We start from the raw sequence: 23,195 nt of genomic DNA on the forward strand, positions 1-23,195 counted from the left end.
CCTTCCCCAGGGAAACCCGAGACTCTTTTTCAGGAAACAGGGACAAAACCATGCAGATCGGAATGATGGGACTGGGCCGGATGGGCGCCAACATGGTGCGGCGCCTGATGCGCGACAGCCACGAATGCGTCGTCTATGACATCAATCCGGCCAGCGTCGCGGCCTTGGTCGCCGACGGCGCCTTGGGAGCAGCCTCCCTGGAGGAATTCGTCGGCAAGCTGGCCAAGCCGCGCTGTGTCTGGCTGATGCTGCCGGCGGCGATCACCGGCAAGATCATCGACCAGGTCGCGGCGCTGATGGAGCCCGGCGACATCGTCATCGACGGCGGCAATTCCTACTATCACGACGCCGTCGACCAGGCGGCGAAACTCGCCGCCAAGGGTATGCATCTTGTCGATGTCGGCACCAGCGGCGGTGTCTGGGGGCTGGAGCGGGGCTACTGCCTGATGATCGGCGGGCCCGATGTGGCGGTGCAGCACCTCGATTCGATCTTCGCCACGCTGGCGCCGGGGCTCGACGCCGGTGCGGCCACCCCCGACAAGACCGCCGGCACCGCCCCCTATGGCTATCTGCATTGCGGACCGAGCGGCGCCGGTCACTTCGTCAAGATGGTGCACAACGGCATCGAATATGGCGTCATGGCCGCCTATGCCGAAGGCATGAACATCCTGAAATCGGCCAATGCCGGCAAAAGGCAGCGCACGGCGGACGCCGAGACCAGCCCGCTGGAAAACCCGCAATATTACCAGTTCGACATCGACCTTCCCCAAGTGGCCGAGGTCTGGCGGCATGGCAGCGTCATCGGTTCCTGGTTGCTCGATCTTACCGCGGGCGCGTTGAAGAGCGATCCGGGGCTTGCGAACTTCGGCGGCCGCGTCTCGGATTCGGGCGAAGGCCGCTGGACGCTGAAAGCGGCGATCGACACCGGCGTGCCGGCGCCGGTCCTGTCATCGGCTCTGTTCGACCGCTTCTCCTCGCAGGGCGAATCCGAATTCGCCGACAAGCTGTTGTCCGCGATGCGCTATGCTTTCGGCGGCCACATCGAAAAGCCGAAGGGCGGCAAGTGACGGCGAGAGGGGAGACGCACGCATGAGCCAGGAACGGTCCGACACGCTGGTGCTCTTCGGAGCAACCGGCGACCTCGCCCACAAGAAGATATTTCCAGCGCTTTACCAGATGGTCGCCAAGGGCACGCTCACCGAACCGGTGATCGGCGTCGCGTTCGACGCCTGGGATCTGAAGCAGTTGCAGGACCGCGCCCGTGACGGCATAGTCCATGCCCTCGGCGCCGTCGATGAGACGGTGTTCGCCAAGCTTGCCTCGCTGCTGCGCTATGTCAGCGGCGATTACCGCGATCCGGCAACCTTCGAGAAGCTGAAGACCGCGCTCGGTAGCGCCCGGCGGCCGCTGCACTACATGGCGGTGCCGCCGTCCATGTTCGAGACCGTCGTGCAGGGGCTGGAGCAATCCGGCACCGCGCAGGGCGCGCGGCTGATGGTGGAAAAGCCTTTCGGCCACGATTTGCAGTCGGCCCGCTGGCTGAACCGGGTGCTGCATCTGGTGTTCGACGAGCAATCGATCTTCCGCATCGACCACTATCTCGGCAAGGAAGCGATCCAGAACCTGCTCTATTTCCGCTTCGCCAATTCCCTGCTCGAGCCGATCTGGAACCGCAATTTCGTCGAAAGCGTGCAGATCACCATGGCCGAGGATTTCGGCGTCGAGGGCCGCGGCAAATTCTATGACGATGTCGGTGCGATCCGCGACGTGATCGAGAACCATCTGCTCAACATCCTTTTGCTGCTTGCCATGGAGCCGCCGGTCGGCCGTTCCGCCGACGACCTGATCGACGAGAAGGTGCAGGTGCTGCGCGCTATCCGGACATTGACGAAGGACGATGTTGTGCGCGGCCAGTTCGCCGGCTACCTCGCCGAGCCCGGCGTGGCCCCGAACTCGCCGGTGGAGACCTTCGCGGCGGTGCGTTTCTTCGTCGACACCTGGCGCTGGCAGGACGTGCCGTTCTTCATCCGCGCCGGCAAGAACATGCCGGTGCATGTGACCGAGGTGGTGGTGCGGCTGAAGCGGCCGCCGCTCGACGTCTTCGACCCGATCAAGCCCGCCGATCAGAATTACGTTCGTTTCCGCATCGACCCGCAGGTGATGATCGCCATCGGCGCGCAGCGCAAGGCGCCCGGCGACGACATGATCGGCGAGCAGGTGGAACTGACCGCGCTCGACGATTCGAAGGGCGACATGCCGCCCTATGAACGGCTGATCGGCGACGCCATGAACGGCAATGGCCAGCTCTTCACCCGCCAGGATGCGGCCGAACTCGCCTGGCGCATCGTCGGTCCGGTGCTCGGCGACACCACGCCGCCGCATCTCTACGAACCCAAGACATGGGGGCCGGCCGACGCCATGGCCGGCTTCGGCCCGCCCAATGGCTGGATCGACCCGGTGGCATGAGCGGAGTGACAAGATGGCCAAGGCGGTGAAGCAGGCTGCATCGGATACCGGGCAGGTCGTCCTTGCGATCGACATCGGTGGCTCGCACGTCAAGATTCTGACCAGCGACGGCGGCCAGGAACGCCGCGCCGATTCCGGCCCGGACCTGACGCCGAAGCAGATGATCGACAAGGTCAAGAAGCTCGCCCAGGGCCTGTCCTACGACGTCATCTCGATGGGCTATCCAGGTCCGGTGCGTCACAACAAACCGGTGCTCGATCCCAAGAATCTCGGCAAGGGCTGGGCCGGCTACGACTTCGCCGCGCCGTTCGGCAAGCCGGTCAAGGTGGTGAACGACGCGCTGATGCAGGCCGTCGGCAGCTATCAGGGCGGTCGCATGCTGTTCCTGGGCCTCGGAACCGGTCTCGGCGCGGCGATGGTCTTCGACAACGTCGCCCAACCGATGGAACTCGCCCACCTGCCCTACAGGAAAGGCCACAGTTTCGAGGACTATGTCGGCGAGCGCGGCCTGGAAAAGCGTGGCAAGAAGAAGTGGCGCGGCTATGTCTTCGACGTCGTCGACCGGCTGAGCGCCGCCCTGCAGCCAGACTATGTCGTCATCGGCGGCGGCAATGTTGACAAGCTCGACGAATTGCCCGCCAACTCCAGGCGCGGCGACAACACACGCGCCTTCGAAGGCGGATTTCGTCTGTGGCGCGACAAGGCCCTCATCGTCTGATATTATTACAGTTTAGTATAGTTGTTCAAAATAGCGTGTGATGCCGCGCCGATAGATTGCATTGCCGAGATTTGCCGACTAGGAATTCAGCCCTACTACATCGCGTCGCGCGGGACGCACAGAGACGACGCACTTTAATTTGCGCATTATCCTTTTTGAAAACGGCCCCATTTTCGAGGTCATGCGCCATGGATGGAGGAATAAATTGACCGACGAAAACAGCCACGCCAGCAAGGATATCGACCTTCTGGAGCTGACCGCCCACATCGTATCGGCCTATGTCGAGAAGAACCGCTTGCCCGCCTCCGGTCTGGCGGACCTGATCGCCAGCGTTGCCACCTCCATCGGCGGGCTTGGCAAACCGGCCGCACCGGTCGTCGAACCGCTGGTGCCGGCGGTCAACCCCAAGAAGTCGGTGACGCCGGATTTCATCATCTGCCTCGAGGACGGCAAGAAGTTCAAATCGCTCAAGCGTCATCTCGGCGTGCATTTCGGCCTGACGCCGGATGCCTACCGCGCCAAATGGGGCCTGCCGTCCGATTATCCGATGGTTGCCCCCAACTACGCCGCTTCGCGTTCCGAACTGGCGAAGTCGATCGGCCTCGGCCGCAAGGCCGTCGATGTCGCACCCGTCAAGGCCAAGGGGCGCAAGGCGAAGGTCTCGGCCTGAGCAATTCCCCCTGAGCCAATAGTTAGGACAACTGGAATAGAAGCCTGCCGGCGAATCCGCCTTGGCAGGCTTCGTGCTTTTGTGGCTTGGATAGTCGGAGCATGATCCCGAAAGGTGGAGGCCGGTCTTCTCGGACAAACGGTTTTCGTTTGTCCAGAGATCATGCTCAACTGACAGATGATCAGCATGACGATCCAGCCAGCGTCATCCTGATCCGACAAAGGTGATCCGGGGGAAGCCATGAACTACACCAGGATGGTGATCGAGAAGGAAGCGCCGGAGGAATACGGCTACGACCGTATCCGTTACAATCTCTCCGAGAGCTCGATCGCCGACCAGAAGCTCTCTGACATCGGCCTGTCCCTTCCCGATCTCACGCTTTTCTACGGCGAGCATCGCGGTGATAGGGAGTTGCGCGCGCTGGTCGCGGCTCAGGATGCCGGCATTTCGCCCGACGACGTGCTGGTGACGGCGGGTGCCGCCGGCGCTCTGTTCATCATCTCGACCTCGCTTCTGTCGGCCAGCGATCATCTCGTCGTCATCAGGCCCAACTACGCCACCAACATCGAAACGCCCAGGGCCATCGGCTGCGCCATCAGCTTCGTCGACCTCGCCTTCAAGAACGGCTTCGCCCTCGATATCGAGGCCATCAAGGCCGCGATGCGGCCGAACACCAGGCTGATCAGCGTCACCTGCCCGCACAACCCGACCGGCACCATGATGCGCCGCGCCGATCTCGACGCGCTGGTCGCGCTCGCCGAGGCGAGCGACTGCCGGCTGCTCGTCGACGAGACCTATCGCGATCTCTCCTATGGCAGGCGCCTGCCCGCGGCGGCATCGCTGAGCCCGAAGGCGATCAGCGTCTCGTCGCTGTCGAAAGCCTTCGGCATTCCCGGCATCCGCATCGGCTGGCTGATCACCAGGGATGCCGCCCTGCAGGAAAAATTCCTCGCCGCCAAGGAGCAGATCGGCATCTGCGGCAGCGTCATCGACGAAGGCATCGCGCGCGGCATGCTGGAGCGTCGCGACGCGTTCCTGGCCACGCTGCTGCCCGAGATGACAAAGCGCCGCGACATCGTCCAGGCCTGGATCGATGGCGAGCCCCTGGTGGACTGGGTGCGGCCCGAGGGCGGTGTCGTCGGCTTCCCGCGCCTCGATGTCGATCCCGGCTTCGACCTCGACCGGTTCTATGTCAGGCTGCTGGAAGACCACGGCACCTATGTCGGGCCCGGCCACTGGTTCGAAATGGAAAAACGCTTCTTCCGCGTCGGCTTCGGCTGGCCGACGGAGGCCGAGTTGAAGGGCGGACTCGAGGCGATTTCGGCTGCGTTGCGGCGGTAACTTCATCGTGCGATCCACGCCGCCGCGCGAAAGTCCCTTGATCCACGCCTGATTTTGACGCATATGCGCGCCGAACTTCACCAAGTCCATTGGTCGGACCAGCGCCCATCCGGGAAGTGCCCCGCCAGCCGATGCCATCGCAACGGGGCCATATCCAATGATGCCTGAACAAACTTCGCCGGAGCAGCGCTATGCGGCTTTCCGGCACAAGGCCTTCCTCAGTTACTGGACGGCCCGCTTTCTCACCACTTTCGCGACCATGATCGTCTCCGTCGCCGTCGGTTGGCAGATCTATGATCTGACGCGTGACCCCTTCGACCTCGGCATTGTCGGCATCGTCCAGTTCCTCCCATCGCTGCTCCTGGTGCTGGTCACCGGTGTCGTCGCCGACCGCTTCGGCCGCCGCCTGATCATGGCGCTGGCGACGGTGGTCGAGGCATGCTGTGCCCTCGTTCTCCTGTACTTCACGCTGCGCGGCCTCGTCAGTCCGCTGCCGATCTTCGTCGTTCTCGCGCTGTTCGGCATGGCGCGTGCCTTCTACGGCCCGGCATCATCGTCGCTGTTCGCCAATCTGGTGCCGCCGGAAGATTTCGGCAACGCGATTGCGTGGAACTCATCCGCCTGGCAGACGGCGACCATCATCGGACCGGTCGCCGGCGGCCTGCTCTATGGCGTCTCGGCCGAAGCCGCATACGCCGTCGCTTCCGTGCTGATGCTGGTGGCCGGCCTGCTGATCTTCACCATTCCCAAGCCTGCTCAGCAGACCGCGACCGACAAGCCGACGATGGAGACGCTGTTTGCCGGCTTTCGCTACATCTGGAGCGAGAAGATTGTGCTCGGCGCCATCTCGCTCGACCTCTTTGCCGTGCTGCTCTCCGGCGCCTCGGCGCTGCTGCCGGTCTATGCCCGCGACATATTGGAGCTTGGTCCGTGGGGCCTCGGCCTGTTGCGCTCGGCGCCCGGCATCGGCGCCATCTGCGTCGCCGTCTGGCTGGCCGGGCACCCGCTTCGTGACAATGCCGGCAAGATCATGCTCGGCTTCGTCGCCGCGTTCGGTGCATGCACTGTCCTGTTTGGCCTGTCGACCGTCACCTGGCTGTCGATCCTGGCGCTTACCTTGCTCGGCGCCACCGACATGTTCAGCGTCTACATCAGGGAAACGCTGATCCAGCTGTGGACACCCGACGAGGTGCGCGGCCGCGTCAACGCCGTCAACCAGGTCTTCGTCGGCGCCTCCAACGAGGTCGGCGAATTCCGCGCCGGCACCATGGCGGCGCTGATCGGCACGGTTCCGGCCGTGGTGATCGGCGGCGTCGGCGCCGTCGCGGTTGCCGGCCTGTGGGCATACCTGTTCCCGGCGCTGCAGCGCGTGCGGCATTTGAACAGCCGCAATTGACGGTTTCATCGGTATCGGCGCAGCCGCGAATCTGTGCTAAGCCGCCGCCCGATCAACAAAGGACGAAAAAAGTGAGCGAACCGACCGTGGCCGAGGCAACCGACAGCATCTACGCGTCGCTGCGGGCGGACAATGCCGACATCGACGCCCATATCGCGACGCTCAAGGCCGCGCTGACGCGAGAGGGCAAAAAGCAGGCAGTGTTCGATCCCGCCAAGCTGGCGCAGAACAACCGCTCGGGCCGCAAATTGATGCAGGCCTATTTCCGCCAGCGTGGCGTGAGCGTGAGTTTTTCGGCGTAACCGAAGCGCGTCGCCTCCCGGTTCAAAAACCGGGCCATCGGCCGTTTCGACCGCCGGCTTGCCGCTACCGCGCCACCGGCTTGCCAAAGATCATACCCAAAAACTCGTCCAGCCAGCGCTTCAGATGCATGTCCCAGATCAGCCGGCCGCCGAGATGGTCGCGGCCGGGCTGCGCACCGGGCAGTTCGAAGCGGTGCGCGCCGCGCACCACCCAGCGCTGCATCATCACCCTGGTCAGTTCGCCGTGGAACTGGATGCCCCAGGCATTGTCGCCATAGCGGAAGGCCTGGTTGGGATAGGTCTCGTTCGTGGCCAGCAGCGTCGCGTCATCAGGCAACGAAAAGCCCTCGCGGTGGAACTGGTAGACCATTTCGGGCCAATGCATCAGTTTCCGGCCGGCTTCGGTCGCCTTGAGCGGATACCAGCCGATCTCGACCAGCCCATCGCCATGGCCCTCGACCTTGCCGCCAAGATGATTGGCCAGCATCTGCGCGCCGAGGCAGATGCCGAGCAGCGGCCGGTTTTCCCTGAGCGGGACTTCCAGCCAATTGGTTTCGCGGCGGACGAACTCGTCCTCGTCATTGGCGCTCATCGGCCCGCCGAACACCACCGCGCCGGCATGGCCGTCTAGCGTTTCCGGCAAGGCGTCGCCGAGCGGCGGCCGACGGATGTCGAGATCGAAGCCTTCCTGCAAAAGCATGTGGCCGACGCGTCCGGGGCTCGAATTCTCCTGATGCAGCACGATCAGGATCTTTGGCTTCGGGCTTGGTCTGCGCGGCATCGTCAGGCGGGATCCCGTCTATTCGTCGCTCGACGTTCCACGCGCGCCCGGCGCCTGCGCCGCCGCCTTGCGACGCGCCTCGACCCGGTCGTGGCGCTCGACGCCGATCAGCTCGGCGACGCGCCACACCGTATTGTCCTCGAGCTCGTGCAACTCGCCATCGGCGTAGACGATCTCCCACATCAGGCCGATGAAGGCCTTGCGTCCCTCGGCATCGAGATGGCGCTTGAGCACGCTGGTGAAGGCGTAGAGGTCGATCGCTTCGTTGTCGGCGCGCTCACCGGCGGCGGCGAGCGCTTCGAGTTCGGCGCCGCTGATCGAATAGCTCTGCGCCAGCACCGCCTTGAAGCGCTCCCATTCGACATCCTGGCGCACGCCATCGGCGTTCATCACATGGTAGAGCAGCGCCGAAGCCGCGACGCGCGGATCGTCCGTGCTGGTGTGGCTGCCCGAACCGGCCGGCAAATCCCTGAGAAACGACAGAACGCGCTCGAACATCAATCCATTCCCAAACGGCCCGGCGGCCAGGTCTATCGCCCGCGGGCCAAAATCAAAACAGCCGGAACCGGCGTGGCGACTTTTCCGCGTCCTCGTCCGGATCGACGCCGGGATCATCCGGCAGGCGCGCCAGCTCTTCCGCCGGCTCGACGGCCTCGGCATCGGTTGGCACCGCCGCGAACGCCGCCGCCGTCACCGGCGTGACGTGATCCGCCTGGTTGTCGGCTTGCTTGCTCTCGCTTCCAACCGCGGCATGATCGATGACGTCGATCGGCTTTTCCGCGACGGGCTTCGGCGGCGCTTCGATGGCCGCGACTGGAGCATCCGGCGCATCCTCGCGGCTGTCGATCAGCTGCCCAAGCCGTTCCATCGGCGCGCGCCACTCGAAGGCGTCGAGCCGCCCGGTGACCGGCGATACCGGTGCCCACCGCTCCGAGACCACGCCGTCGGCGACCCAGGCCGGATCGCGCGGCGCCCGCACCGCCTTGGAAAGCAGTTGCCGTACCTTGCCCTGGTCGCCGGTCTCGGCCTCCTCGATGTCGGCCAGGAGCAGATAGGCGCCCTCGCGGCGGTCCATCCGGATCGCCGCTTCGGCCTCGCGGCGGGCGGTCGCGAATTCCTGCGCATCGAGCGCGGCGCGCGCCACCGTCATCGACGATTCGGCATGGTTCTTCTTCATGTCCTGCAGCTTCTTCGCCCGGTTCAGCCTGTCCAGCACCGCGTCGCCCGGCCGGGCATGGGTATAGAGCTCAGCCAGTTCCGGATGCGGCTCCGCTCGCCATGCCGTCTCCAGGATTTTGGAGCCCTTGCGGACATCGTTCTGCTTGAACAGCGCGGCGGCTGCGGCAACCGCGGCCGGCGCAAAGTCAGGCTGCAGCTTGTTGGCCTCCATTGCGGCTGTCCTGGCGGCGGCAGGATCGCTATCGGCGAGCGCCTGGGCCTTGGCCGTGAGCAGCACGGCCCGGCGGCGGCTGGCGGCGTCGCGTTCGATCTGCCGTGTCGACTTCTGCGCCTCGACCAGCTTCAGCGCGCCGTCCCAGTCGCTGCGCGCGGTCAGTTCCTCCAGCGTCGATTCGGCGGCCCAGGCCAGTTGCGGCGCCACCGCGGCGGCACGGCCGGCATAGTGGCGAGCGGCGTTGCGATCACCCAGCCGTTCGGCTTCCAGATAAAGCCCGCGCAGGCCGAGCAGCCGCATTTCGGGATCGTCAAGCATGCTCTCGAACTTCTGCCGCGCGCCTTCATGGTCGCCTTCGAGCAGCGATGCCTGCGCCTCGAGCAGATGGATCAACGGCTCCTGGTCCGAACGGATCAGCTTGGCCGCTTCCTTGGTCTTCTTGCGGGCCAGCGCGCCATCGCCGGCGCCGGCGGCGATCATACCCGTCGACAGCGCCTGATAGCCACGGTCGCGGCGGCGCACGCGAAAATAGCGCGAAATGGTGTAGGGGCTGTTCCACAGCGACTTGACCAGCCACCACAGGATCATCACCGCCGCGACAACGGCGACGACGGCCACCGCCGCCACCATCAGGCTGACCTGGTACTGGTAACCGTTGAAGGTGACGACCATGTCGCCCGGCCGGTCGGCCAGCCAGGCAAAGCCCAGCCCGAGAGCGAAGACGACGATGAGGAAGGCGAGCAGGCGGATCATCGTGTTGCCCTCATGCCTTCATCGCGCCGGAGATCAGCGCGTCGACCTGGGTTTCGACCTCGATGCGCGCCTTTAGTTTGCCGGCAAAGTCGGCGCCCGCCGCCTTCACGGCCTCCGGCAGCGTGTCATATTCCGAAAGCGCCTTGGCGTAGTCGCCCTGAGTGACCGCAACCTCCATGCGCGCCACGGTTTCCGGCGCGCCCTTACCTTCGACGGCGCCGATCGGCCGCACCTTGACCAGCGATTCGGCGCTCGCCATCAGATTTTGCAGGAAGCCGGCATTCTGGTCGACCGGGGTGGCGGCGGCGACCATGGCATTGGCCGCGGCATCCATCTGCGAGGCGATCTCGGTGCGGGTCGGAACCCCCTTTTCGGCATAGGGGCGCAAGGTCGCGAGCTCAGGCGCATTGGGCGAAATCGCGGCCAGCGTATCGAGCTCAGCCGAGAATGGCGCGCCACGGTCGAGCGCGGCCTTCAGCGCCGAAGCGGCAATGGCGAGCGCGATCTTCGGCTGCGATGCCTGTGCGTCGACCTTGCCGGAAAGCTGCGACACCGACTGCTCCAGCGCGGCGAGCCGGCCCTCCTGCGCCTTCGCCGCCTCGCCGCTTGATTTCACCAGCGCATCAAGGCCGGCGAGCTTTTCGTTGATCGGGCCAAGATCGACGGGGGCGGCGCTGCCGGCCTTGCCGAGCGCCGCGACCGCCGTTTCGATCTGCTTGACTTTGTCGCCAAGGGCGGCAAGCCCGGCATTGTCGCCGGCGCCGCCCTGTTCGACCGCCGATTTCAACGCCGCGACATCGCTCTTGACCTGGTCGAGCGCCGACGACAGGCCGTCGACCTTGGCCGAGGCGCCGTTGTCGCCGCCGGTTTCCTTCAGGCCGGCGATTTCGGTCCTGAGCGAAGCGATCTCGCCATTGACCCCGTCGAGCGACACACCCGCGCCGGAGCCCGGCGCGCCGAGCAGACCGGCAAACTGCAGCCCACCGGCACCGACAAGCGCGATGACACCGCCGACAATGCCGGCGGCAATGCCATTGAGGCCGCCACGCTTTGCCTCAGGCGGCGTCGGCGCCATCTTCTCGCTCCGCGTCTCGGTCTTTGCCTTGTTGTCGTCGCCGCCCTTCGATGAGGCATCATCGAAATTGTAGTCGGAGGCCTTGGCACGGCTCTCCGATGCATTCGAACCGGGATAAGGCAATTCCGGCTCTCCGGCCTTGCTTTCGGCGCCTGGCTGCGCCTCCGTGCCGGCCTGCCGGGCGGCGGCATCGGCATGCTCCCAGGGTTCGAGATCGGTCTGGTCGGCATGCATCGGCTCCTCGGGAGCCTGCGGCTGGGAAGCGGTCACGGCCTCCTCGGCCTTGGCTTCATCGGTCTTCGTGTCATCGGTTTGGGCGGCATCCTCGTCGACGATGCGCGAGACGGCGCCGGGCTCGAGATCGATGGTCACCGGCTCGCGGCGGCTTTTCGAGTGTCGCATCTTCGGCGTCTTGACCATGCATGGCTCCGCAAAATTCGCTTCGTCTCAACGCCCGGCGGCGCGTGATGGTTCTCAGAAAGGGTCTAGCACATCACCAAGCGGTGAAAAGGGGCGGTGTGATGACGCGGCTCAACCTGGAGTCCGCAAAAGCGCCAGCAGCGCCTCCTCGTCGGGCCTGGCCGCGCTGTGGATTGCTTTGCCGGCGGCGTCGCCGAAGGCGGCGGCGATGCGCGCTGAAAGCGCGAAAAACCGTGTTCTTTCAAAGATACCGCTCAGGGCCGGTTTCCCGATCAGGGCTCGCATCGCCGCCGCCGCCGTGGCCGAATAGAGCAGCACCGCATCGACCGGTCGGCCGGACAGCCGCGCGAGGATGGCCTCGTCCTGATACCCCACCGTTACTGTGTCATATGTCTCGACGGCCTGGACCCGGACTCCAGAGGCTTCCAGCCTCTGCTCGAACAGCGGAAAGCGCACGCGTCCGCAGAGATAGTCGATACCCTTGCCGGGAAAGGCCGCCGCGAGGCCATCGGCCAGCGATCCGGCATCGCCGGGGCCGTCAACGACGGACGCAAAACCTGTCTTGCGCGCGGCCTCGGCGGTCCTGGCGCCCACGGCGTGGCAAGGCAGGTCGGCAAGCGCCGCGATCGTCTCCTTCGAGGCATGGCGCAGGGCATTGGCGCTGGTGACGGCAACGACGACGGCGTCGCCTCCGATCAGTCCGGCATCGACAGGCAAGGCAATCGTCGCGGTCAGAGGCAAAAGAAGCGGCTCATAGCCTGCATCTTCAAGCCGACGCGCCGTGCGCGACGCGCCTGGTTCCGGCCTGGTCACCAGGACGCGAAGCATGTCAGAGCCAGCCGTCGAAGAACTTTTCGCCAGCCTTGGCCCGCACCGTCCTCGCCGCCTCATCGCCGATGCGCGCGGCATCTTCTGCCGACCCCCGCAGTTCGACCGTGTGCGACTGCGTGCCGTCGGGCGAGATGATCAGCCCGGCAAAAGAGAGTTTTCCGGCCTCGACCGCCGCATAGCCGGCGATCGGCGTGCGGCAGGAGCCGTCGAGAGCGGCGAGAAAGGCGCGCTCGCAGGCAAGTGCCTGTCCGGTCGGCACGTCGTGGATGGCCGCCAGCATCTTCTCGACGTCGCGGTCGCCGATACGCGTCTCGATGCCGATCGCGCCCTGTCCCGGCGCCGGCGGAAAAATGTCGAGCGGCATCAGGTCGGTAGCCAGATGTTCCAGTCCGAGCCGCTTCAGTCCGGCATAGGCCAGGATGGTACCGGTAGCGACGCCTTCCTCTAGTTTGCGCAGCCGCGTCTGCACGTTGCCCCGGAACATCACCACGTCGAGATCGGGCCGCATGCGCCGGATCAGCGCCTGGCGCCTGAGCGACGACGAGCCTACCTTTGCGCCACGCGGCAGCTCGGCGATCGTCTTGGCCGCCTTGCCGACGAAGGCGTCGCGCGCATCCTCGCGCGGCAGGAAAGCCGAGAGTTCCAGGCCGGCGGGCAGTTGCGTCGGCATGTCCTTCGACGAATGCACGGCGATGTCGATCGCGCCGGCCAGCAGCGCTTCCTCGATTTCCTTGGTGAACAGGCCCTTGCCGCCGGCTTCCGACAGCGGCCGGTCCTGGATGCGGTCGCCGCTGGTCGAGATGACGACGACTTCGAACGCTGCCGCTGGCATGCCATGCGCGGCCATCAGCCGCGCCTGTGTTTCATGCGCCTGCGCCAACGCCAGCGGGCTGCCGCGCGTTCCGATTTTCAAGATTGTTTGCATGGCGAGCGGTCCGTGATAACCCCCGAGCAGATCGAGGTCTGTCGAGATTCAGGTCAGGCCGTGCCGAAAATAGTGGGTTTTGAGAACCGGAGCGCAGCGTACTTTTGGGTACGTGAGCACCGGAAGCGCAGAAACCCGCCATTTGCAGGCCGGCATCACCTGAATATCGGCTGACCTCCTAACGGGGAAAGCCCGGCTGCACAATCTCTTGGGATAGCGACGAATTGATCCGCGTACTGGGCATTGAGACGAGTTGCGACGAGACCGCCGCCAGCGTCGTGGCGCTGGAGGGCGACGCCGCGCCGAAAATCCTGTCCAACATCGTGCTCTCCCAGATCGAGGAACATGCCGCCTTCGGCGGTGTGGTGCCGGAGATCGCCGCGCGCGCCCATGTCGAGGCGCTGGACGGCATCATCGAGGCGGCACTCGCCGATTCGGGCGTGGCATTGGCCGACGTCGACGCCATCGCAGCCACCGCCGGGCCGGGCCTCGTCGGCGGGCTGATTGTCGGTCTGATGACGGCCAAGGCCATCGCCGCCGCGGCGAACAAGCCGCTGATCGCCGTCAATCACCTCGAAGGCCACGCCTTGACGGCGCGGCTGACCGACGGTCTCGAATTTCCCTACCTGCTGCTGCTGGTTTCCGGCGGCCACACGCAGATCCTCGCCGTGCGCGGCGTGGGCGACTACCAGCGCTGGGCCACCACCATAGACGACGCGCTCGGCGAAGCTTTCGACAAGACCGCCAAGATGCTCGGCCTGCCCTATCCTGGCGGTCCCAATGTCGAGAAGGCGGCGATGTCGGGCGATGCTTCGCGCTTTGCCTTCCCCAGGCCGATGAAAGGCTCGGCGCAGCCCGATTTCTCCTTTTCCGGCCTGAAGACGGCCGTGCGCCAGGCGGCAACGGCAATCGAGCCGTTGAGCGAACAGGATGTCGCCGACATCTGCGCCTCGTTTCAGGCGGCGGTCGCCGATGCGCTGGCCGACCGCGTGTCTCGCGCCCTTGCGCGCTTCAGCGAGACGTTCCCGGGCACCAAAAGGCCCTCGCTGGTCGTTGCCGGAGGCGTTGCCGCCAACCGCACCATCAAAGCCACGCTTGAAGGGCTCTGTGCCAAGGCCGGTTTCGCCTTCGTCGCGCCGCCGTTGAAATTGTGCACCGACAATGCGGCGATGATCGCCTGGGCCGGCATCGAGCGGCTGCGCGAGGGAATGGCGCAAGAGAACGGCTTCGATTTTGTGCCGCGCTCGCGCTGGCCGCTGGACAGCGTCTCGACGCCAATGGTCGGCTCCGGCCGGCGCGGAGCAAAGGCATGACCGATCGAGCCATGAAGAGCGCGGGCACTGGCGGCAAAGGCGGCTGGCATGTCACCGTGCTCGGCGGCGGCGCCTGGGGCACGGCGCTGGCGCTGGCCATGCTGCGCGCCGGCCATTCGGTGCGGCTGTTCGCGCGTGATCCCGAAACGGTCGCCGCGATCGGCCGCGGTGAGAACCCGCGCTACCTTCCCGGCATCGCGATTGCGCCCGGCATCGAGGCGACGAGCGACATCGAGGCGGCGCTCACCGGAAGCGATTGCGTGCTGGCGGTGACGCCGGCGCAGGCATTGCGGACGACGCTGGCGAGCGCAAGGGATCATATGCCGGCTGGCATTCCGCTCGTGCTTTGCGCCAAGGGCATCGAACGCGACACCGGCGCCTTGTTGTCGGCGATCGCCGCGGAAATCTTGCCGCCAAACCCGGTTGCCGCCTTGTCCGGGCCGAGCTTTGCCAGCGACGTCGCCCGCGGCCTGCCGACAGCGGTGGTGGTGGCTGCTGGCGACGAGACCCTGGCGGCCGACCTTGCCGCCCGTTTTTCGGCGGAAAACCTGCGCTGCTATTCGAGCGACGACCTGATCGGCGTCGAGATCGGCGGCGCGCTGAAGAACGTCTTCGCCATCGCCGCCGGCGCCGTTACCGGGGCCGGCCTCGGCGCCAGTGCCCAGGCCGCCATGGTCACGCGCGGCTTCGTCGAACTGCGCCGCATCGGCGCCGCCTTTGGCGCCCGGCCCGAGACCCTGATGGGGCTTTCCGGCCTTGGCGACCTGCTGCTCACATGCGCGTCGTCGCAATCGCGCAATTTCGCCTATGGGCTGGCGCTCGGACAGGGCAAGGCGCTTTCTGGACTGCCGCTGGCCGAGGGCGTGCCGACGGCGGCCATCGCGGCCCGCATCGCCGCCGAGCGCGGCATCGACGCGCCGATTATCGCTGCCGTGGCGGCGATAATCGAAGGCACCATCACCGTCCAGCAGGCGGTGACGGCCTTGATGACGCGGCCATTGAAGACCGAAACCAACGATTGACCCCCTCACTCTGATCCAGGAGAAAGACCATGCTGTTTGCTCTGATCTGCAAGGACAAGCCCGGAAGCCTGCAAGTGCGCCTCGACACGCGACCCGAACATGTCGCCTTTCTCGAAGGACTGAACGGCGACAAGAAACTGGCCTTTGCCGGTCCATTCCTCGATGCCGACGGCAAGCCCAATGGCAGCCTCGTCGTGGTCGAGGCGCCTGACATGGCGGGTGCGCAGGCTCTGTCGGCCGCCGACCCCTATGCCAAGGCCGGACTGTTTGAAAGCGTCGAAATCCGGCAGTGGAACTGGACGTTCAACAAGCCGGCGGCTAGTTAATTCCCGGCGCCCGCGACTGGATCGCATGGAGGAGAAAAAATGAACTACTGGCTGTTCAAATCCGAACCCTCGGTTTTCTCCTTCGAGGCGTTGAAGGCCAAGGGCAAGTCCGGCACGCAATGGGACGGCGTACGCAACTATGCCGCCCGCAACAACATGAAGGCCATGCAGGTCGGCGATCTCGGCTTCTTCTATCATTCCAATGAAGGGCTCGACATCGTCGGCATCGCCGAGGTCTGCGCGCTCGCCCACCCCGACTCCACGTCGGACGACCCGCGCTGGGAATGTGTCGATATCCGCGCCTTCAAGGATGTGCCAAATCCGCCGACACTGGCGGACGTCAAGGCCAATCCGAAGCTGGCCGAGATGGCGCTGGTGCGGCTTGGACGGCTTTCCGTGCAGCCGGTGACGCCGGCCGAATGGAAGGAAGTCTGCCGCATGGGCGGCCTGACGCCGGCGCCGTGACGGCACTCACCCCCGACAGCGCCAGACAGTTCATTCTCGACAATACGGCGCTGATGGCGCCGCCGCATGTGCCGGAAATCACGCTTCATCTCGCCGACGAAGCGCATGACTTGTGGCAGCGGACCGAGGAGGAGCTGGTCGAGATCGGCTTGCCGCCGCCCTTCTGGGCTTTCGCCTGGGCCGGCGGCCAGGGCCTCGCCCGCCATGTCATCGACAATCCCGACACGGTACGGGGCAAGCGCGTGCTCGACTTCGCCTCGGGCTCCGGCCTTGTCGCCATCGCCGCCGCCAAAGCCGGCGCGGCGGATGTGATCGCCGCCGACATCGATCCGTTTTGCGAAACCGCGGTTCGCCTTAATGCGCAAGCCAACGACGTCGCGATCGATTTCCTCGGCACCGACTGCGTCGGCACCGATGCGGGATGGGATGTCGTGCTCGCCGGAGACGTTTTCTATGACAAACCCTTCGCCGCCCGGCTGATGCCGTGGTTTTCGGCACTCAAGCGGCGCGGCGCCGATATACTGGTCGGCGATCCCGGCCGCTCCTACCTGCCGCGATCGGGACTGGAACCGCTTGGCGTCTACCAGGTGCCGGTGACACGGGCGCTCGAGGATGCCGAGGTCAAGCGCACGACCGTGTGGCGCCTGCTTGACGCCATCGCCGAACAGGCGTTTCCATAAAACAGCACAGAGGGGGAACTCATGGATTTTTCCGCAGTGAACTGGGTAGCGGTGGTTGCCGCCGCTATCGTCGCCTGGCTGTTCGGCGCCGTCTGGTACATGGCGCTCGGCAAGCCCTGGCTGAAAGCCGCCAGGCTCGACCCGGCGACGATGAAGAAATCGCCGCTGCCTTTCGTCATCTCCTTCATCGCCGAGCTCATCATGGCGTTGGTCATGGCCCTGGTCGTCGGCGCGATGACCGGTGGGGAACCGACCTGGCTCGCCGGACTGATCTTCGGCTTCGTGCTTTGGCTGGGCTTTGTCGCCACGACGCTGTCGGTGAACCACCGCTACGAGAATTTCGGCTGGGACCTGACCCTGATCGATGGCGGCCACTGGCTCGGCGTCCTGCTGATCATCGGCGCGGTGATCGGTTGGTTCGGCGCCGTCGCGGCTTGAATGGGATGATAGTGCTTTGATGGCGGACGAACCCGGCTTTCCACGCGACCTGGTGTTCAGCCGGATCTGTCATGTCAAAAACGGTTATGACGACCGGCGCCGGCACATCGTGCGCGAGTTCGAGCGGCGCGGCGTGCCCGTCACCTTCTACACCGACTGGGACCAGCCCGACATTACGGCCGATATCCGGGCCGAGCTCGTCGCTCCGGCCTTCAAACATCCACCGGCCGTCTCGCTGGCGCTGAAACATCTCGGCATCTGGCGCGATTTCCTCGAAACCGACCTGCCCTACTGCCTGGTGTTCGAGGATGACGTCTTCCTCGCGCGCGATTTCGTCGCCAAATTCCGGCAAGGGCTCGCCGAACTGGGCAGCCCGGCGCGCAAAGCCGTCATCTATCTCGGCAATGGCAGCAACTACTACACGCCGAGCTGGAACTTGCGGAAAGGCCAGAGGCTTTACCCCGCGCTCCATGCCAGATGCACCGATTCCTACCTCATCACCCGCCCGGTCGCCGAGGCCCGTTGCGCCTGGATCGCGCAGAACAGGATATCCACCTCGATCGACCACCAGGTCGAACAGATGGACGAAAAGCTCGGCGTCGAGATGCTGTGGTTCGAACGGCCGATCGTCGAGCAGGGAAGCGAGAACGGAGCGTTCGAGACCTCGATTTCCGCGAAGCGATATCCGCGTCTGTACAAAAGCCTGAAATGGAAGTGGAAGAAATACACCAGGATGGTTTTCGGCCACAACGCCCGGTCCTGAGACAACGTTGCCGGCCGAGGGCGGCCTAGACCTTGTCCGCCGTTCGCGTCCTGGCAACTTCCTCCAGAATCCATTCGCGGAAGGCGACGATGCGGGGATCGTCGGTCATCGCCTGCGGATAGACCAGGAAATAGGCGAATTCCGGCGCAACCCTGATGCTGAGTTCGAAGGGCCGCACCAGCCGGCCTTCGGACAGGTCGTTTGCCACCATGGCGAAATCGGCGAGCGCCACGGCATTGCCGTCGAGCGCCGCCTGGACAGCATCCGTCGACGTGCCGAAGACAACGGTGCGGCTGTCGTCGAAATCGTCGACGCCGGCCGCCGCCATCCACATGCGCCAGTTCGGCCATGTCACGCCCTGCCGCGCCCATTCGATATGGGCAAGCGTGTGGTTGAACAGGTCGCGTGGCTCGCGCAAGGGCGGTCCCGATGTCAGAAGACCCGGACTGCACACGGGAATGATGATGTTGTCGAACAGGCGATGCGCGCAAAGCCCCGGATATTTACCGGCGCCGAAGCGGATGCCGACATCGACGTCGTCGAGATCGAAATCGCGCAAGCCATAGGCGATGTCGAACCTCAGCTCGATGCCCGGGTACTGTTTGCGGAAATTCTCGACGCGCCGCATCAGCCATTTCGCCGCAAACTGCGCGTCCAGCGTCACCTTCAGGAATTCGGTGCCGCGCGCCAGCTTGCGTGCCCGCATGACGGCCCGGCCAAGCAGATCGAGCGTGTCGGTCGCCGCCTCGTACAGCACCGTGCCCGCCTCCGTCAGTCGGATGGTACGGCTGGTGCGGGTGAACAAGACGATGCCGAGCTGATCCTCGATTTCCTTGATCTGGTGGCTGACGGCGGCCGGCGTAAGGCCGAGCTCTTCGGCGGCGCGGGTGAAATTGAGGTGCCGGGCCGCCGCTTCCAGCGTTCTGAGCGCTCGCGTCCCCGGCAAGAGAATTGCCATCAGCGTGTCACTCGGCAACGGCGGCTCATGGCCTCTTGATCCTCAAATAAAACTTGATGATCTGAAAAGAACTACTCGTTTCCCGTTTGTTTTTCAATCCGGCATGATTGCAGCATCAAAACACCATCAAACCGGATTTGATATCCGGAGAATACGGATCACGTCATGTCCCACATCGCTCTTGACCCTGCATACATCGCCCGGCCGGGCTGGCTGTCGGCTGTCCGTGACTGGCTGCGTCAGGCCAGGGTCGCGGTCAACCTTCCGCACCAGAATGTCGAGGACCTGTCCGAGCGCCAGCTGCGCGATATCGGCGCCGCCCGCAAGGACGTCGCGAAGGCGATGGACCGGGAACTTGGCCGGATCGGTCTGCTGGACATAGGCTGGCAGCAGCCAAGGAGATAGGGATTGGGCCGTAGGGAATAGGCAGTAGGCATTAGAAGAGAACCCCTACTCCCTACTCCCTACTCCCTACTCCCTACTCCCTACTCCCTACTCCCTACCTCACCACCCTCACCACCGTCCGATCCGACAGCAGCGGCAAAAGCCGCGCCATCGTGCGCGCGGTCACCGCCACGCAGCCTTGCGTCGGCGTGAAGCCGGGACGCGCCAGGTGGAAAAAGATGGCGCTGCCGCGCCCGCGGCGGCGCGGCGCGATGTTCCAGTCGAGCACCAGGCAGGCGTCATAGAGCCGGTCGTCGCGCCGCATCCGTTCGTGGCTGGCGCCATAGGGAATCTTGACCGGCCTGTTGTAGTTGCGGTCGTCCGATACCTCGCACCAGCCGAGATCAGACCCGATCGGCGCCATCGCCAGGCGGGTTCTGCGGCCGGCAGCGAACTGATCCCCCCGGAAATAGCCCGCCAGGATGCGCATCGAAGCGAGCGGTGTCGCGCCGTCCCCCTCGCGCTTGTCGGCCTTGATGCCGCCGCGCCCCAACGCGCACGCAAACACCGTTTTGCCGGCCTGCAGCAAGCCCTGAGTGGGGTGGCCGGGCCGGGCCCGCACGGTCAGCACACCCAGCCCTTTCGGCAAAATTGCGCCGGCTGCATTGCGATCGCGTTTTTTCTTGTATGATCGTGCCACGGAACAAATCACTGTGATCGGCTATTGTGTCAGCCAGCTTCCGCATAAATACGCAGCGGTCAACTGAATTCACTTTTCAAAACAACGGATTGATCCATGACTTCACGCACCATCCTGATCGTCGACGACGATGACGACCTGCGCGGCACGCTCGTCGAGCAACTCTCCCTCTACGAGGAATTCGACGTCCTCCAGGAAGCCACTGCGGCAAAAGGCGTCACCGCGGCGCGCGGCGGCCTCATCGATCTGCTCATCATGGATGTCGGCTTGCCCGACATGGATGGCCGGGAGGCGGTAAAGATCCTGCGTAAGGGCGGCTACAAGGCGCCCATTATCATGCTGACCGGCCACGACACCGATTCGGACACGATCCTTGGCCTCGAGGCCGGTGCCAATGACTATGTGACCAAGCCGTTCCGCTTCGCGGTGCTGCTTGCCCGCATTCGGGCGCAGTTGCGCCAGCATGAGCAGAGCGAGGACGCGACCTTCTCGGTCGGCCCCTACACTTTCAAGCCCAGCCAGAAACTGCTTATCGACCCGCGCGGCGGCAAGGTGCGGCTGACGGAGAAGGAGGCCTCGATCATCAAATATCTCTATCGCGCCGACCAGAAAGTGGTGACGCGCGATGTGCTGCTGGAAGAAGTATGGGGATACAATTCCGGCGTCACCACGCACACGCTGGAGACCCATGTCTATCGTCTGCGTCAGAAGATCGAGCGCGATCCTTCCAATGCCGAAATTCTTGTGACAGAAAGCGGCGGCTACAAGCTGGTTCCTTAAACATTTTACGATCCAATAAGCGGTCTGGGCGGGGGCCGCTTTCGGGTACGATCCTGTTGGAGGGGGATTCTGGACCGTACCGCAGAGGAGGGATTGGACTGACCGTTCGGGGACACAGCTAGATGGCGCTGGATGACGACATCCGCATCCTGTCCGCCGTGAGGCTTTTCGAGGGCTTCACGCAGGAACAATTGCGCCTGCTCGCCTTCGGTGCCGAGACCACGCTGCTCAATGCCGACCGCAAGCTCTACCGCGAGGACGACGAAGCCGATTCAGCCTATGTCGTGGTCTCGGGCGAGATCGCCCTTTACCGGGAACAGGACGGCGAGCGCATCCCGATCGGCACCGCCGGACCCGGTACCATGCTGAGCGAGCTGGCGCTCATCGCCGATACCAGGCGGCTGACCAGCGCCTCCGCCGCCACCGACGCGGAAGTGATAAGGCTGAGCCGCAAGATGTTCCGCCGCATCCTGGAGGAGTATCCGGAAGTGGCGCTGAAACTGCATCAGCGCATCTCCGAGGAGTTCCAGGCCATGATCCGCCGCATCGAGGCACTGGGTCCGCGCTTTTCGGGGTGAGGCGCAACAGACGGCTCAAAAGCGGGTTCGTCATTCCAGGGCGGAGCAAGGAGCGCAGCGACGCGCGCAGACCCTGGACTAGGATGGCGACCGGCAGCGCGCCTTTCCAACCGCCACGTCAATCCAGGTTGAACCGCGCAACGACAGGCACATGGTCCGACGGCCGGTCCCAGCCGCGCGCCGCCCGCAGAATCTCGTAGCCGGTGAAATCAGGCACCAGGTTGGGCGACGACCAGACATGATCGAGCCGCCGGCCACGGTTCGACGCTTCCCAGTCCTGCGCGCGATAGCTCCACCAGGTGTAGAGCTTCTGTTCCGGCGGCACGTTGTGCCGCATCAGGTCGACCCAGCCGCCGGAGAGCCGCATCGCCTCGAAGCTTTCGGTCTCGACCGGCGTGTGGCTGACCACATTTAGCAATTGCTTGTGCGACCAGACATCATGCTCCAGCGGCGCGATGTTGAGGTCACCGACCAGCACCGAGGCCGACACTTCGTCGTGCTCGGCCCGGATAGCATTCATCTCGGCGACGAAGTCGAGCTTGTGCCTGAACTTCTTGTTGATTTCGGGATCCGGTTCGTCGCCGCCGGCCGGAACGTAGAAATTGTGCACCAGGATGGCCTTGCCGCCGGCCCGCACCTTCACCGACAGGTGCCGGCTGTCCTCGATGTCGCAGAAGCGGCGCCTTTCGACCACCTCGATGGGCCGCCGTGCCACCGTCGCCACGCCGTGATAGCCCTTCTGGCCATGGAAGGCGATGTGCTGGTAGCCGAGCCGGCGGAACGCCTTTTCCGGAAACAGCTCGTCCGGGACCTTGGTTTCCTGCAGGCACAGCACATCGGGCGCGTACTCGTCGAGCAGGCGTTCGATGATGGGCATGCGCAGGCGCACGGAGTTGATGTTCCAGGTGGCGATCGAAAAGGGCATACGGCAAAGTCCGGCAAGAGAGAGCCGAACTACTGCCAGCCGAACGCCGGAAAGACAAGGGAAGCGTCAAATCGCGGCGCCGGGATGCGCCCGAGACGAAACCTACCTGGTTTTCGTATTCAGTTCGCGGTTCGCCGTATAGTCGATGGCGAAGGTGTCGGCGGCGAAACTGACGCCTTCCTTGACGTTGTAGATCATCACCGTCGTATCCTTGCCCTGCGCATCCGTGATCGTCCACTGGCGCAGTTCATAGGTCTTCGGATCGAACATCATGGTGATCTTCGAATTGCCGAACACCGATTTGTCAGCGAGCTGAATCGTGGTGAGATCGCTCTCTTCCTTGATATTCTTGACGCGGCCGCCCGAGAGATCGATGTGGTCGTCGAGCAGAAGCTTCAGCGGCGTCTTTGACAGGGGATAGAGATCCGACGTGTTGAGCTTCTTGTTGAGGATGACCACCGACTTGCCGTCGGAAATCACCCGGAAATTCGACGATCCGTCATAGTTGAAACGGATCTTGCCGGGACGCTCCAGGAAGAACTTGCCCCCGGTCTGCTGATTGTTCGGCGCGAACTGGACGAATTCGCCGCTCATCGATTTGACCGCCGAGAAATGATCGGCGATCTTCTGCGCCGCCGCCGGCACGGCTGCCTGCGCCGAGGCCAGCAGTTCGAATCCGGGCACGACATTGAGCGCGGCGGCGCCCGCCATGACCAGGCCGAAGCCAAGCAACTGGCGCCGTGTCGGGGCAAGATCGCTGAGCGCTGAAAGATCGTTTTTCATATCGGTCAC

27 protein-coding genes are annotated in these 23,195 nt (G+C 64.6%); 17 read left to right on the plus strand and 10 right to left on the minus strand.

Features of this window, described 5'->3' with window-relative positions; all coding sequences use genetic code 11:
- The first annotated feature begins 50 nt into the window (after nucleotides 1–50).
- The 7 genes from gnd to FJ967_RS26370 all read left to right on the plus strand — a co-directional run bounded on the left by gnd (nucleotide 51) and on the right by FJ967_RS26370 (nucleotide 6,893).
- Nucleotides 51–1,067, plus strand: coding sequence for a phosphogluconate dehydrogenase (NAD(+)-dependent, decarboxylating) (gene gnd, locus FJ967_RS26340; protein ID WP_140735243.1), 1,017 nt, complete (start codon nucleotides 51–53; stop codon nucleotides 1,065–1,067).
- A gap of 22 nt (nucleotides 1,068–1,089) precedes the next feature.
- Complete coding sequence (gene zwf / locus FJ967_RS26345) at nucleotides 1,090–2,466, plus strand: glucose-6-phosphate dehydrogenase (RefSeq protein WP_140735244.1); 1,377 nt, start codon at nucleotides 1,090–1,092, stop codon at nucleotides 2,464–2,466.
- A gap of 13 nt (nucleotides 2,467–2,479) precedes the next feature.
- On the plus strand, nucleotides 2,480–3,184 hold the full coding sequence (locus tag FJ967_RS26350) for an ROK family protein (RefSeq protein ID WP_140735245.1): 705 nt from the start codon (nucleotides 2,480–2,482) through the stop codon (nucleotides 3,182–3,184).
- A gap of 205 nt (nucleotides 3,185–3,389) precedes the next feature.
- Nucleotides 3,390–3,854, plus strand: coding sequence for a MucR family transcriptional regulator (locus tag FJ967_RS26355; RefSeq protein ID WP_140735246.1), 465 nt, complete (start codon nucleotides 3,390–3,392; stop codon nucleotides 3,852–3,854).
- A 240-nt stretch (nucleotides 3,855–4,094) separates the two neighbouring features.
- Nucleotides 4,095–5,195 (plus strand): aminotransferase class I/II-fold pyridoxal phosphate-dependent enzyme, encoded by a 1,101-nt coding sequence (locus FJ967_RS26360; RefSeq protein ID WP_140735247.1) that lies wholly within the window; start codon nucleotides 4,095–4,097, stop codon nucleotides 5,193–5,195.
- A gap of 157 nt (nucleotides 5,196–5,352) precedes the next feature.
- Nucleotides 5,353–6,591: an MFS transporter gene (locus FJ967_RS26365; RefSeq protein WP_140735248.1), complete on the plus strand. Its 1,239-nt coding sequence runs from the start codon at nucleotides 5,353–5,355 to the stop codon at nucleotides 6,589–6,591.
- Between the two features lie 71 nt (nucleotides 6,592–6,662).
- A complete protein-coding gene (locus FJ967_RS26370) occupies nucleotides 6,663–6,893 on the plus strand; it encodes a hypothetical protein (RefSeq protein ID WP_140735249.1) in 231 nt (76 codons plus the stop codon).
- Between the two features lie 64 nt (nucleotides 6,894–6,957).
- On the opposite strand, the gene FJ967_RS26375 is transcribed toward FJ967_RS26370, so the two are convergent.
- The 6 genes from FJ967_RS26375 to hemC form a co-directional block, all read right to left on the minus strand.
- Nucleotides 6,958–7,674: a glutamine amidotransferase gene (locus tag FJ967_RS26375; RefSeq protein WP_140735250.1), complete on the minus strand. Its 717-nt coding sequence runs from the start codon at nucleotides 7,672–7,674 to the stop codon at nucleotides 6,958–6,960.
- An 18-nt stretch (nucleotides 7,675–7,692) separates the two neighbouring features.
- Entirely contained in the window at nucleotides 7,693–8,172 is a 480-nt protein-coding gene (locus FJ967_RS26380) for a TerB family tellurite resistance protein (RefSeq protein ID WP_140735251.1), read from the minus strand.
- Nucleotides 8,173–8,224: 52 nt separating this feature from the next.
- Complete coding sequence (locus FJ967_RS26385; protein WP_140735252.1) at nucleotides 8,225–9,820, minus strand: heme biosynthesis protein HemY; 1,596 nt, start codon at nucleotides 9,818–9,820, stop codon at nucleotides 8,225–8,227.
- A gap of 10 nt (nucleotides 9,821–9,830) precedes the next feature.
- Entirely contained in the window at nucleotides 9,831–11,315 is a 1,485-nt protein-coding gene (locus FJ967_RS26390) for a COG4223 family protein (protein ID WP_140735253.1), read from the minus strand.
- A 111-nt stretch (nucleotides 11,316–11,426) separates the two neighbouring features.
- Nucleotides 11,427–12,143 carry a uroporphyrinogen-III synthase gene (locus FJ967_RS26395; protein WP_140735254.1) on the minus strand — a complete coding sequence of 239 codons (717 nt, stop codon included), beginning with the start codon at nucleotides 12,141–12,143 and terminating at the stop codon, nucleotides 11,427–11,429.
- A gap of 1 nt (nucleotide 12,144) precedes the next feature.
- Complete coding sequence (gene hemC / locus FJ967_RS26400) at nucleotides 12,145–13,071, minus strand: hydroxymethylbilane synthase (protein ID WP_140735255.1); 927 nt, start codon at nucleotides 13,069–13,071, stop codon at nucleotides 12,145–12,147.
- A gap of 227 nt (nucleotides 13,072–13,298) precedes the next feature.
- Here hemC and tsaD point away from each other — a divergent pair, with 227 nt between their 5' ends.
- Genes tsaD through FJ967_RS26435 form a run of 7 tightly spaced genes read left to right on the plus strand, consistent with a single transcriptional unit; the run spans nucleotide 13,299 to nucleotide 18,078 of the window.
- A complete protein-coding gene (tsaD, locus tag FJ967_RS26405) occupies nucleotides 13,299–14,384 on the plus strand; it encodes a tRNA (adenosine(37)-N6)-threonylcarbamoyltransferase complex transferase subunit TsaD (RefSeq protein ID WP_181176153.1) in 1,086 nt (361 codons plus the stop codon).
- The gene (locus FJ967_RS26410) at nucleotides 14,381–15,406 is read left to right on the plus strand and encodes an NAD(P)H-dependent glycerol-3-phosphate dehydrogenase (RefSeq protein ID WP_181176150.1); all 1,026 of its coding nucleotides are present in this window, start codon (nucleotides 14,381–14,383) and stop codon (nucleotides 15,404–15,406) included. The genes tsaD and FJ967_RS26410 overlap by 4 nt, the downstream gene beginning before the upstream one ends.
- 29 nt (nucleotides 15,407–15,435) lie before the next feature.
- A complete protein-coding gene (locus tag FJ967_RS26415; RefSeq protein WP_140735257.1) occupies nucleotides 15,436–15,732 on the plus strand; it encodes a YciI-like protein in 297 nt (98 codons plus the stop codon).
- Nucleotides 15,733–15,771: 39 nt separating this feature from the next.
- Nucleotides 15,772–16,197 (plus strand): EVE domain-containing protein, encoded by a 426-nt coding sequence (locus FJ967_RS26420; protein ID WP_140735258.1) that lies wholly within the window; start codon nucleotides 15,772–15,774, stop codon nucleotides 16,195–16,197.
- Nucleotides 16,152–16,877, plus strand: a complete 726-nt coding sequence (locus tag FJ967_RS26425) for a methyltransferase (RefSeq protein WP_181176151.1) — start codon at nucleotides 16,152–16,154, stop codon at nucleotides 16,875–16,877. Before FJ967_RS26420 ends, FJ967_RS26425 begins: the two co-directional genes overlap by 46 nt.
- Before the next feature lie 21 nt (nucleotides 16,878–16,898).
- Nucleotides 16,899–17,315, plus strand: a complete 417-nt coding sequence (locus FJ967_RS26430; protein ID WP_140735259.1) for a DUF1761 domain-containing protein — start codon at nucleotides 16,899–16,901, stop codon at nucleotides 17,313–17,315.
- A gap of 19 nt (nucleotides 17,316–17,334) precedes the next feature.
- Entirely contained in the window at nucleotides 17,335–18,078 is a 744-nt protein-coding gene (locus FJ967_RS26435; protein WP_140735260.1) for a glycosyltransferase family 25 protein, read from the plus strand.
- A gap of 25 nt (nucleotides 18,079–18,103) precedes the next feature.
- Here FJ967_RS26435 and gcvA read toward each other — a convergent pair whose 3' ends face one another.
- Entirely contained in the window at nucleotides 18,104–19,036 is a 933-nt protein-coding gene (gcvA, locus tag FJ967_RS26440; RefSeq protein WP_140735261.1) for a transcriptional regulator GcvA, read from the minus strand.
- Nucleotides 19,037–19,201: 165 nt separating this feature from the next.
- Here gcvA and FJ967_RS26445 point away from each other — a divergent pair, with 165 nt between their 5' ends.
- The gene (locus FJ967_RS26445) at nucleotides 19,202–19,441 is read left to right on the plus strand and encodes a hypothetical protein (protein WP_140735262.1); all 240 of its coding nucleotides are present in this window, start codon (nucleotides 19,202–19,204) and stop codon (nucleotides 19,439–19,441) included.
- A gap of 94 nt (nucleotides 19,442–19,535) precedes the next feature.
- Here the strand turns inward: FJ967_RS26445 and FJ967_RS26450 are convergent, their stop codons facing one another.
- Nucleotides 19,536–20,072, minus strand: a complete 537-nt coding sequence (locus tag FJ967_RS26450; RefSeq protein ID WP_181176154.1) for a L,D-transpeptidase — start codon at nucleotides 20,070–20,072, stop codon at nucleotides 19,536–19,538.
- Nucleotides 20,073–20,216: 144 nt separating this feature from the next.
- Between FJ967_RS26450 and FJ967_RS26455 the strand changes: the two genes are divergently transcribed.
- On the plus strand, nucleotides 20,217–20,900 hold the full coding sequence (locus tag FJ967_RS26455) for a response regulator transcription factor (protein ID WP_140710149.1): 684 nt from the start codon (nucleotides 20,217–20,219) through the stop codon (nucleotides 20,898–20,900).
- Between the two features lie 122 nt (nucleotides 20,901–21,022).
- Entirely contained in the window at nucleotides 21,023–21,478 is a 456-nt protein-coding gene (locus FJ967_RS26460; protein ID WP_140735264.1) for a cyclic nucleotide-binding domain-containing protein, read from the plus strand.
- A 118-nt stretch (nucleotides 21,479–21,596) separates the two neighbouring features.
- Here FJ967_RS26460 and xth read toward each other — a convergent pair whose 3' ends face one another.
- Both xth and FJ967_RS26470 read right to left on the minus strand, forming a co-directional pair.
- Nucleotides 21,597–22,403 (minus strand): exodeoxyribonuclease III, encoded by an 807-nt coding sequence (gene xth, locus FJ967_RS26465; protein WP_140735265.1) that lies wholly within the window; start codon nucleotides 22,401–22,403, stop codon nucleotides 21,597–21,599.
- Between the two features lie 102 nt (nucleotides 22,404–22,505).
- Nucleotides 22,506–23,186 carry an outer membrane lipoprotein carrier protein LolA gene (locus FJ967_RS26470; protein WP_140735349.1) on the minus strand — a complete coding sequence of 227 codons (681 nt, stop codon included), beginning with the start codon at nucleotides 23,184–23,186 and terminating at the stop codon, nucleotides 22,506–22,508.
- Between the last annotated feature and the right edge of the window lie 9 nt (nucleotides 23,187–23,195).

Origin of the sequence: Mesorhizobium sp. B2-3-4 (genome assembly GCF_006442315.1) — a bacterium.
In the GTDB taxonomy this organism is placed as follows: Bacteria; Pseudomonadota; Alphaproteobacteria; order Rhizobiales; family Rhizobiaceae; genus Mesorhizobium.